Source organism: Pseudomonas sp. Irchel s3h17 (genome assembly GCF_900187505.1).
In the GTDB taxonomy this organism is placed as follows: domain Bacteria; phylum Pseudomonadota; class Gammaproteobacteria; order Pseudomonadales; family Pseudomonadaceae; genus Aquipseudomonas.
This window is the reverse complement of sequence record NZ_FYDL01000015.1, coordinates 1-12,054: the sequence shown is the minus strand read 5'-3', so window position 1 is coordinate 12,054 and position 12,054 is coordinate 1. Positions and strand designations below refer to the sequence as shown.

The following is a 12,054-nucleotide window of genomic DNA, read 5'->3' as shown; positions in this document are numbered from 1 at the left end:
ACCTTGTCGGTTTACCGCTCGTTGCGATTCTGAACGAAGTACAGCATTTTTGAGGCCGCCTTCGCGGGCAAGCCCACACATTGAATATGTGGTCGACACGAACCAATGTGTGCGGGCTTGCTCGCGAGAGACTAGAAGCCACAACCGAGAACTACCGCTCGTGCAACGCCTCCGCCCGGGCCTTGATGATCGGCTTGAGCAGGTAGCTGAGGATGCTTTTCTTGCCGGTGATGATGTCCACCGAGGCCACCATGCCGGGAATGATCAGCAAGGGCTTTTCATCGGTGCCCAGGTGGCTGCGGTCGGTGCGCAGGGTGATCATGTAGTAGGTGGTTTTCTTGTCTTCGTCGGTGATGGTGTCGGCGCCGATCTGTTCCAGCTTGGCCTTCAGGCCGCCATACACGGTGTAGTCATAGGCGGTGAACTTGACGATGGCTTCCTGGCCCGGGTGCAGGAAGGCGATGTCTTGCGGACGGATCTTCGCCTCCACCAGCAGGGTGTCGTCCAGCGGGACGATCTCGACCATGTCGCTGCCCGGCTGGATCACGCCACCGATGGTATTGACCAGCAGTTGCTTGACGATGCCCCGTACCGGCGAGGTCACCAGGGTACGGCTGACCCGGTCCTCCAGCGCCTTGCCGGTTGCCTGGGCCTTGTTCAGGTCGGTGCGCGCTTCGTTGAGCTGGGTCAGCGCTTCACTGCGGAACTTGCCGCGCGTCTCGTCGATCTTGCGTTGTACTTCCTTGATCGCCGACTCGGCACGAGGGATGGCCAGGGTCGTGGCGTCCAACTGGCCACGGGTTTCGACCTCGGCGCGCTTGAGTCGCAGCACCTCCACGGGAGACACCGCACCCTGAGCCACCAGCGGCTCGGACATGTTGATTTCCTGGCGCTGCAAGCCCAGGGCCTGGCGGTACTGCGCCTGCTTGGAGGTGAATTCGCGTAGTTCTTGCTGGCGCTGGATCAGTTGTTCCTGCAACCCGCCGATTTCGTCATGCAATTGCTGGCGACGGCTGATGTACAAGGACTCTTCGCTGGCCGCCTGGACGGGCACAGCTTTCATCACGTCATCCGGGAACGCCAACGGGCGGTTGTCGACTTCCGCGCTCAAACGCTCCACGCGCAGCAGCATGGACAGGCGGTCGGCTTCGGTTTCGCCGACGTTGGATACAAATCGCGTGTCATCCAGGCGAATCAGCGGCGCACCGGCCTCGACGATCTGCCCTTCGCGCACAAAGAGTTCGGCGACGATGCCCCCTTCAAGGTTCTGGATTTTTTGCAGCTTGGACGATGGGATCGCCTTGCCGTCGCCCTTGGTGACTTCATCGATCACCGCAAAGTTGGCCCACAGCAGCAGGAACAGGAAAAAACCGATAATGGCCCAGATGGTCAGTCGCACCACCCGTGGGGCGTCTTCGATCAACGCTTTGTTGACCTCGGGCAGGGGCTGGCCGTGCAGCGAATCGCTACCCTTGAAGTAACGACGGATCGAGTCTTTCACCCCGGACTTAAGCAACACTGATCTGCCCCTTCTTCAACGCTTCCATCACCACGGCTTTTGGACCATCGGCCAGAATTTGCCCTCTGTCGATCACCAGCAACCGATCGACCAGCGACAGCAACGATGCCCGGTGCGTGACCAGCACCACGGTCTTGTTCTCGACCACGGCTTGCAGGCGTTGCTTCAAGCGCTCTTCACCGGTGTTGTCCATGGCGCTGGTTGGCTCATCGAGCAACAGGATGGGTGGGTTGAGCAGCAGTGCACGGGCCAGGGCGACGTTCTGCCGCTGACCGCCCGAGAGGTTTTGCCCGCGCTCGCCGACTTGCAGCTCATAACCCTGGGGGTGCAACCGGGCGAATTCGTGCACGCCCGCCAGTTCAGCGGCCTGCAGCACGAGCTCGTCTTCCATGTAGCGCGCACCGGACACCAGGTTGTCGCGCAACGTACCGGCGAGTAATTGAATGTCCTGTGGCACATAACCGATGTTGTGGCGCAACTCGCTGACATCGATCTGGCGGATGTCGACACCGTCTACCAGCAACGCGCCGTCATCGGGCTGATAGAGCCCGACCAGCAGCTTGGCCAACGAGCTCTTGCCCGAGCCACTGCGGCCGATGATGCCGATCTTCTCGCCCGGCTTGATCACCAGGTTGATGTTCTTGAGTGCCGGGTTCTGTTGGCCCGGGTAGGTGAAGTTCAGCTGACGGCACTCGATGCCGCCTTGCAGCACCCGGCGACTGAGCGGGCGCTCTTCGAAATTGCGCTCTTGCGGCAGCTCCATCATCTGGTCGACCGACGTCATGGTGACCCGCGCCTGCTGGTAACGGGTCAGCAGACCGGACAGCGACGCCAGCGGGCTGAGTGCCCGGCCGCTGAGCATGTAGCACGCGATCAGGCCACCCATGCTGAGGTTGCCGGCAATGATCTGGTACACGCCGAAGACGATCATGATCACCCCCGCCAGTTGCTGGATCAGCAGGGTGATGTTCATCGACAGGCCAGAGAGCATTTTGACCCGCAGCTCGAGGCGGCTGAGGGTGCCAATGGTCTGTTCCCACTGGTATTGCCGTTCGCTCTCGGCGTTGTTGACCTTGACCGCATCCAGCCCGGCAAGGGTTTCGATCAGGCTCGACTGGCGCTCGGCACCCAGTGCCATGGTGCGCTCCATGGTCGCCACCAAGGGTTTTTGCAGGTAATAGCCGATCAGCAAGGCAAGCGGGAACGCCAGCATCGGGATCCACACCAGATGCCCGCCCAGCAAGGCGATCACCAGGAAAATCAGCAAGGTGAACGGCAAGTCGATCAGGCTGGTGAGCGTCAGCGACGCCAGGAAATCGCGCAGGCTCTGGAACTCATGGATGTTCTGGGCAAAGCTGCCGACCCGCGCGGGGCGGTACTTCATGGCCATGCCGACAATCCGCTCGAACAGCGTGGCGGAGATGATCAGGTCGGTCTTTTTACCGGCCAGGTCCAGGCACAGGCTGCGCAGGCTCTTGAGGATCAGGTCGAACAGGTAGGCGCCGGTGATACCGATGGCCAGCACCCACAGGGTAGCTTCAGCCTGGTTGGGCACGACGCGGTCGTAGACGTTCATCACGAACAGCGGCGCGGCCATGGCGATGATGTTGATCAGGAAACTGGCAGCGATGGCGTCGGCATACAGCCAACGCGAGCGCTTGAGGGTGTCGCGGAACCAGGAACGCGCACGCGGGATCAGCGTGCCGTGGTTCACGTCGAATTTATGTTGAGGCTGGGCGAAGAAGGCTTGTCCGATGTAGTCGTCTTCCAGCAGCTCACGGCTGACCTGGACTTCACCGCCATCGCTTTCGCTGAGCAGCAGGCGCGCCTGGTCACCTTGCCACCCCAGCAGCACGGCACTGCGGTCGTCCTTGAGCAGTAACAGCGCCGGCAGGGCAATCGTCGGAATCTTGTCCAGCTTGCGTTGCAGCACCCGCCCCTGCAGACCGGCGCGAGCCGCCGCCCGTGGCAGCAACTCGACGCTCAGGCGCTGCTTGGGCAATGGCAGACCGGTGGTCAGCATGGCCGCACTGGCAGGTTTCTGGTGCAACATGCAGAGCGCCAATAATCCGTCTAGCAACGGATCGTCGTGCACCGCGCGTGGATCATGATTGAGATGAACTCGACTGGCTTCTGATTCCACGCTCGATACTCTTGGCTATCAATTGAACATTAAATAAAGCTCAATTCATGCCAGGTAGCTGGACCTGGGGCTTCACGTCGTTCTGCACGACGGACGCCATCGGTGCGACCACTCCCTGGCTCTTGAGCAACTCGCCCATGGTCGCCTTGATTCGATACTGAGTAAATAACTGAATGTTTTTGATTTCGGCCAAACGGCGCGAAGCGTTGAACAATTCATTCTCACTGTCGAGCAAGTCGAGCAAGGTCCGCTCGCCGAGGCTGAACTGCTGCTGGTAGGCCGAACGCACACTGGTGCTGTAGTCCACGTACTTCTGGGCGATCGGCACTTGGGCGTTGGCGTTGTTCTGGGCGTTCCAGGCCAGGCCCAATTCTTCGTTCAGCACCCGCAGGGCATTGTTGCGGATATCCAGTGCCTGGTTGGACTGGTAGGCCTTGGACTCCAGGTCCGCCTTGTTGCTGCCACCGGCATACAGGTTGAAACGCATGCGCAGCATCGCCTGCCACTCGTTGCTGTGGCCATTCTGGCCGTCAATGTCGTTGTCGGCGGAGCGCCCCAGTTCCGCATCGAAACGTGGGTAGAAGGTCGATTTGGCCGTGTCGTACTGCTTCTCGGCCGCCACGATGTCCGACTCGGCAGAGCGCAGGATCGGGCTGTTTTCCAGCATCTGCTGGCGGGCTTCATTCAAATCGGCTGGCAGCATCGCCATAAACGGCGCGGGACGCTCCAACTGGTCCGGCATCTGGCCCACGGCGCTCAGGTAGTTGACCTGGGCATCGGCCAGGTTGGTCTGTTCGGTGATCAGGTTGTTGCGCGCCTGGGCCAGACGGGCTTCTGCCTGGTCGCGGTCGGCGGTACGGCCTACACCGCGCTCGGTGCGCAGTCGGATCTGATCGAAGATGCGCTCGTGGTTACGCAGATTGTCCTCGGCCAATTGCACGAACTCACGGCGGGTCAGTACGTCGAGGTACACCTGGGCCACGGTCAGCGCGGTGCGCTCGGAGGTCCCCAGCAGCGAGTAGGCGCGGGAGTTGACGGTGGCTTGTTGACGCCCGACTTCGCTGGACGTCGCAAAACCGTCAAAAACCATTTGTTGCAGGCGCAGATTCGACTCACCACGGTTCAACGTTTCCCAGTCATTGCTACCGGAACCGGCACGCGTGGTGGTGTTGTCAGTCCCTTCACGACCATAACCACCGAGCAGATCGACCTTGGGCAGGTACCCACCCTGAGCGGCCTTGAGCTGGTAGTCGGCCGCCAGGCGGTTGTTCACCCCAGCCTGGATTTCCGGGTGGACATCCAGTGCCTGTTGCATGGCTTGGGGCAGGGTTTGGGCTTGTGCAAAACTGGCGGCGAGGGCGAAAGGTAGAGCCTTGAACAGGTGCGAACGCATAAAAGAATTTCCCAGGACTTCTTGTCTCAGATCACAGCAGGTCGGGTGCTGTAACGGAAAATGGCAACCGGAATGTCCGTATGTCGGAAAGTTCAAAATCGGAACTGGATCACACGCTGGAGTACAGGTCGCCGCATAAATATCAATGTGACATTACTGGGACGATTGTTTAGGATGGCACCCAGAAGGTCAATAGTTTGGCATAAAGTTAATCGCGAAAAAACATAGCCAAATTATTGACGATTAAGCGCGTCATTTGTACGTCTATTATTTTCAAAGTACGTCCAGACTGAAGTGGCATAAGCCCTTCAGGCCTATGGAAGCCTACTGAACGGAACACCGGAGAGTCCTCAATGAGCAGTGTTGTTGCCATCGTCAAAAGCATTGTCGGTCAAGTTTTTGCGGTGTCCCCAGAGGGCATCAGACGTGTACTGATCGAGGGCGATCGACTGTTCGTTGGCGATCAACTGGATACCGGCCTGGCAGGTGCGGTGACCCTGGAGTTGGCTGACGGCCGCCTGCTGGACCTGGGTCGTGATACCCAATGGAGTGGCAGCGCACCGGATTCCAGCGCTGACCTGGCGCAAGCCACCGCGCAGGCCGCGCCGTCGGTGGAAGAACTGCAACAAGCGATCGTCGCGGGTGCCGACCCGACCACCGAACTCGAAGCCACTGCCGCCGGTCCGTCCGCTGCAGGCTCAGGTGGCGCGGCCGGTGGCGGCCACAGCTTCGTGATGCTCGACGAGACCGCCGGCCGCGTTGACCCGACCATTGGCTTCCCGACCGCGGGCATCGGCTCTGATGCCGCCGTTGTCGAGAACACCACCGGTGCCGAGAACAACAGCGCCAACAACGCCCTGCGCGGCTCGACCCTGACACTGAGCGCCACGCCGACCATCACCGAAGCCGGCGGCGTACTGGTCTACACCGCGAACGTGACCCAGGCGCCACTGAGCGACCTGACCATCACCCTGTCCAATGGCTCGATCATTGTGATTCCTGCCGGGCAGGTGAGCGGCAGCGTCAACGTGCCACTGGCACCGAACGACAGCGTCTACACCGACCCTTCGCAAATTACCGTGACCGTCACCGGCACCACGGGCGGTGGCGGCCTGGTGCTGACCGTCGACCCGACGCCTGCCGTCACCCAGGTCACCGACACCATTGATACCACCACGGTCACCCTGACCGCGTCGCCGACCATCACGGAAGGCGGACAGATCACCTATACCGCGACCCTGACCAACCCGGCGCAAACTCCGGTCACCGTGACCCTGAGCAACGGCTCGGTCATCACCATCGAAGCCGGTAAAACCACGGGCACCGTGAACGTCGACACCCCGATCAATGACGTCTACAACAACGGCAGCACGGTCACGACCACCATCACCGACGCTACCGGTGGCAACTTCGAAAACCTGGTGCCGAACACCACGCCTGCCGTCACCACCATCACCGATTCGATGGATAACACCGGCCTGACCCTGACCGCTACCGACAGCATCACCGAAGGCGGCCAGATCACCTACACCGCCACCCTGACCAATCCGGCTGGCACGCCGATGACCGTGACCTTGAGCAACGGCTCGGTCATTACCATCGAAGCCGGTAAAACCACGGGTTCCGTGGTGGTCGACACCCCGGCCAACGATGTCTATGTGAATGGCAGCACCGTCAGCACCAGCATTACCGGCACAACCGGTGGCAACTTCGAAAACCTGGTGCCGAACACCACGCCTGCGGTTACCACCATCACCGATTCGGTGGATAACACCGGCCTGACCCTGACCGCCACCGACAGCATCACCGAAGGCGGCCAGATCACCTACACCGCGACCCTGACCAACCCGGCCGGCACGCCGATGACCGTGACCTTGAGCAATGGCTCGGTCATTACCATCGAAGCCGGTAAAACCACGGGTTCCGTGGTGGTCGACACCCCGGCCAACGATGTCTATGTGAATGGCAGCACCGTCAGCACCACCATCGCGGGTACGACGGGCGGCAACTTCGAAAACCTGGTGCCAAACACCACGCCCGCTGTTACCACCATCACCGACTCCGTCGACGCCGTCACCGTCACTATCGAAAGCGCTGGCAACGTGCTGGAAAATGCTGCGCCGACCTTCACTATCAAGGTCGATCAGAAGCTGGACCACGACTTGACCGTGACCCTGAGCAACGGTGAAACCGTGGTTATTGCGGCCGGAGCTACGGAAACCACCTACACCCTGCCCGTTCAGGGCGATGACGTGTACAAAGACGGCGAAACCATCAAACTGGGCATCGCCGATGCGATAGTAGACGGTAAAACCTTTGAGAACCTGGTGATTGGCGGCGAAGCCTCCGTGACCATCGGCGACACCATTAGCGAAGTCACCGCCACCCTGACTGTGGATAAAACCACTGTCACCGAAGGCGGTTCAGTCACCTACACCGTGACCCTGACCAACGCTGCTGGCCTGCCAATGAGCAACCACGGCGAGCTGACCTTCAAGCTCAGTGATGGCACCACCATCACCGTGCCAGCCAACAGCACTACCGGCAGCGCAACGGTCGTCACCAGCAATGACATTTTCACTGGCGGTCAGCCTTCGCTGCTCAACAAGCTGGAATCCGTCAGCGGTGCCGAGCAGTTCGAGAAGCTGACCCTCGGCCAGGACGAATACACCACCACGGTCACCGACCAACCGACCGGCGAAGGCGACAAGATCACCGTCACCATCGAAAGCAATGGCAACGTGCTGGAAGACGCGGCACCGAAGTTCACCGTCAAGGTCGACCAAGTCCTGAAACAGGACCTGACCGTGACCCTGAGCAATGGCGACACCGTGGTGATCAAGGCCGGTACCACCGAGACCCCGTACGAGCTCAAGGCTCAGGGCGACGACGTCTACAAAGATGGTCAAACCGTCGAAGTGGGTGTTACTGACGCTGTAATCGACGGCAAGTCCTTCGAAAACCTGGTACTCGGCGACAAAGCCACCGTGACCATCGGCGATACCGTGACTGAAGTAGTCGCTACGTTGACTGTGGATAAAACCACTGTTACCGAAGGCGGCCAGATCACCTACACCGTGACCCTGACCAACGCCGCTGGCTTGCCAATGGGCGCCCATGGTCCGCTGGAGTTCACCCTGTCCGACGGCACCGTGGTCAAGATCCCGGCCAACGGTACTTCCGGCACTGCCAGCGTTACTGCCAACGACGACATCTTCACCGGTGGCCAGCCGGCTATCGTCAACAAGCTGGAGTCCGTCAGCGGTGCCGAGCAGTTTGAACAACTGACCTTGGGCCAGGACGAATACACCACCACCGTCACCGACCAACCGACCGGCGAAGGTGACAAGATCACCGTCACCATCGAAAGCAACGGCAACGTGCTGGAAGACGCGGCACCGAAGTTCACCGTCAAGGTCGATCAAGTCCTCAAGCAAGACCTGACCGTGACCCTGAGCAACGGCGACACCGTCGTGATCAAGGCCGGCACCACTGAAACTCCATACGAGCTCAAGGCTCAGGGCGACGACGTCTACAAAGATGGTCAAACCGTCGAAGTGGGTGTTACTGACGCTGTAATCGACGGTAAGTCCTTCGAAAACCTGGTGCTCGGCGACAAGGCTACCGTCACCATCGGCGATACCGTGACTGAAGTAGTCGCTACGTTGACTGTGGATAAAACCACTGTTACCGAAGGCGGCCAGATCACCTACACCGTGACCCTGACCAACGCCGCTGGCTTGCCAATGGGCGCCCATGGTCCGCTGGCGTTCACCCTGTCCGACGGCACCATGGTCAAGATCCCGGCCAACGGTACTTCCGGCACTGCCAGCGTTACCGCCAACGACGACATCTTCACCGGCGGCCAGCCGGCCATCGTCAACAAGCTGGAGTCCGTCAGCGGCGCCGAGCAGTTTGAACAACTGACCCTGGGCCAAGACGAATACACCACCGTCGTCACCGACGAGCCTGGTTCGGGTGACCCAACCGACCCAGCCAACGAAGGCGACAAGATCATTGTCACCATCGAAAGCAACGGCGACGTGCTGGAAAACGCCGCACCGAAGTTCACCGTCAAGGTCGACCAGGTCCTGAAACAGGACCTGACCGTCACCCTGAGCAACGGCGATACCGTCGTGATCAAGGCCGGCACCACCGAAACTCCGTACGAGCTCAAGGCTCAGGGCGACGACGTCTACAAAGACGGCCAAACCGTCGAAGTGGGTGTTACTGACGCTGTAATCGACGGCAAGTCCTTCGAAAACCTGGTGCTCGGCGACAAGGCTGTCGTGACCATCGGCGATACCGTGACTGAAGTAGTGGCTACGTTGACTGTGGATAAAACCACCGTCACCGAAGGCGGTTCGGTCACCTACACCGTGACCCTGACCAACGCCGCCGGCCTGCCAATGGGCGCCCATGGCCCGCTGGAGTTCACCCTGTCCGACGGCACCGTGGTCAAGATCCCGGCCAACGGTACTTCCGGCACTGCCAGCGTTACCGCCAACGACGACATCTTCACCGGCGGCCAGCCGGCTATCGTCAACAAGCTGGAAAGCGTTTCTGGCGCCGAGCAGTTTGAACAACTGACCCTGGGTCAGGACGAATACACCACCACCGTCACCGATCAACCGACCGGCGAAGGCGACAAGATCACCGTCACCATCGAAAGCAACGGTGATGTGCTGGAAGACGCCGCACCGAAGTTCACCGTCAAGGTCGACCAAGTCCTGAAACAGGACTTGACCGTGACCCTGAGCAACGGCGATACCGTCGTGATCAAGGCCGGCACCACCGAGACTCCGTACGAGCTCAAGGCTCAGGGCGACGACGTCTACAAAGACGGCCAAACCGTCGAAGTCGGCATCGATAACGCCACAGTCGACGGCAAGTCCTTCGAAAACCTGGTGCTCGGCGACAAGGCTGCCGTGACCATCGGCGATACCGTGACTGAAGTAGTCGCTACGTTGACTGTGGATAAAACCACCGTCACCGAAGGCGGTTCGGTCACCTACACCGTGACCCTGACCAATGCCGCCGGCCTGCCAATGAGCAACCACGGCGAGCTGACCTTCAAGCTCAGTGATGGCACCACCATCACCGTGCCAGCCAACAGCACCACCGGCAGCGCAACGGTCGTCACCAGCAATGACATCTTCACCGGTGGCCAGCCGGCTATCGTCAACAAGCTGGAAAGCGTTTCCGGTGCGGAGCAGTTCGAGAAGCTGACCCTCGGCCAGGACGAATACACCACCACCGTCACCGACCAACCGACCGGCGAAGGTGACAAGATCACCGTCACCATCGAAAGCAACGGCGACGTGCTGGAAAACGCCGCACCGAAGTTCACCGTCAAGGTCGACCAAGTCCTGAAACAGGACCTGACCGTGACCCTGAGCAACGGCGACACCGTCGTGATCAAGGCCGGCACCACCGAGACCCCGTACGAGCTCAAGGCTCAGGGCGATGACATCTACAAAGATGGTCAGACCGTCGAAGTCGCTATCGATAACGCCACGGTCGACGGCAAGTCCTTCGAGAACCTGGTGCTCGGCGACAAGGCTACTGTGACCATCGGCGACACCATCAGTGAAGTCACTGCCACCCTGACCGTGGATAAAACCACTGTCACCGAAGGCGGCCAGATCACTTACACCGTGACTCTGACCAACGCTGCTGGCTTGCCAATGGGCGCCCATGGTCCGCTGGAGTTCACCCTGTCCGACGGCACCGTGGTCAAGATCCCGGCCAACGGTACTTCCGGCACTGCCAGCGTTACCGCCAACGACGACATCTTCACCGGCGGCCAGCCGGCCATCGTCAACAAGCTGGAGTCCGTCAGCGGCGCCGAGCAGTTTGAACAACTGACCCTGGGCCAAGACGAATACACCACCGTCGTCACCGACGAGCCTGGTTCGGGTGACCCAACCGACCCAGCCAACGAAGGCGACAAGATCATTGTCACCATCGAAAGCAACGGCGACGTGCTGGAAAACGCCGCACCGAAGTTCACCGTCAAGGTCGACCAGGTCCTGAAACAGGACCTGACCGTCACCCTGAGCAACGGCGATACCGTCGTGATCAAGGCCGGCACCACCGAAACTCCGTACGAGCTCAAGGCTCAGGGCGACGACGTCTACAAAGACGGCCAAACCGTCGAAGTGGGTGTTACTGACGCTGTAATCGACGGCAAGTCCTTCGAAAACCTGGTACTCGGCGACAAAGCCACCGTGACCATCGGCGATACCGTGACTGAAGTAGTCGCTACGTTGACTGTGGATAAAACCACTGTTACCGAAGGCGGCCAGATCACCTACACCGTGACCCTGACCAACGCCGCTGGCTTGCCAATGGGCGCCCATGGCCCGCTGGAGTTCACCCTGTCCGACGGCACCGTGGTCAAGATCCCGGCCAACGGTACTTCCGGCACTGCCAGCGTTACCGCCAACGACGACATCTTCACCGGCGGCCAGCCGGCTATCGTCAACAAGCTGGAAAGCGTTTCTGGCGCCGAGCAGTTTGAACAACTGACCCTGGGTCAGGACGAATACACCACCACCGTCACCGATCAACCGACCGGCGAAGGCGACAAGATCACCGTCACCATCGAAAGCAACGGTGATGTGCTGGAAGACGCCGCACCGAAGTTCACCGTCAAGGTCGACCAAGTCCTGAAACAGGACTTGACCGTGACCCTGAGCAACGGCGATACCGTCGTGATCAAGGCCGGCACCACTGAAACTCCATACGAGCTCAAGGCTCAGGGCGACGACGTCTACAAAGATGGTCAGACCGTCGAAGTAGGTGTTACTGACGCTGTAATCGACGGTAAGTCCTTCGAAAACCTGGTGCTCGGCGACAAGGCTACCGTCACCATCGGCGATACCGTGACTGAAGTAGTCGCTACGTTGACTGTGGATAAAACCACTGTTACCGAAGGCGGCCAGATCACCTACACCGTGACCCTGACCAACGCCGCTGGCTTGCCAATGGGCGCCC

4 protein-coding genes are annotated in these 12,054 nt (G+C 60.2%); 1 reads left to right on the top strand and 3 read right to left on the bottom strand.

Annotated features, from left to right (window positions below; genetic code table 11):
- Positions 1-151: 151 nt before the first annotated feature.
- Genes CKW25_RS20545 through CKW25_RS20535 form a run of 3 tightly spaced genes read right to left on the bottom strand, consistent with a single transcriptional unit; the run spans position 152 to position 5,055 of the window.
- Entirely contained in the window at positions 152-1,519 is a 1,368-nt protein-coding gene (locus CKW25_RS20545; RefSeq protein WP_095082015.1) for an HlyD family type I secretion periplasmic adaptor subunit, read from the bottom strand.
- Entirely contained in the window at positions 1,509-3,662 is a 2,154-nt protein-coding gene (locus CKW25_RS20540) for a type I secretion system permease/ATPase (RefSeq protein ID WP_095082008.1), read from the bottom strand. Before CKW25_RS20540 ends, CKW25_RS20545 begins: the two co-directional genes overlap by 11 nt.
- 40 nt (positions 3,663-3,702) lie before the next feature.
- Positions 3,703-5,055 carry a TolC family outer membrane protein gene (locus tag CKW25_RS20535; RefSeq protein WP_095082006.1) on the bottom strand — a complete coding sequence of 451 codons (1,353 nt, stop codon included), beginning with the start codon at positions 5,053-5,055 and terminating at the stop codon, positions 3,703-3,705.
- Positions 5,056-5,408: 353 nt separating this feature from the next.
- Between CKW25_RS20535 and CKW25_RS20530 the strand changes: the two genes are divergently transcribed.
- A partial coding sequence (locus CKW25_RS20530; RefSeq protein WP_143497382.1) for a retention module-containing protein occupies positions 5,409-12,054 on the top strand: 6,646 nt, incomplete at its 3' end.

Bases quoted from the DNA above. Each gene is read 5' to 3' on its own strand.
- CKW25_RS20535 (WP_095082006.1), bottom strand. From the start codon at position 5,055: ATGCGTTCGCACCTGTTCAAGGCTCTACCTTTCGCCCTCGCCGCCAGT.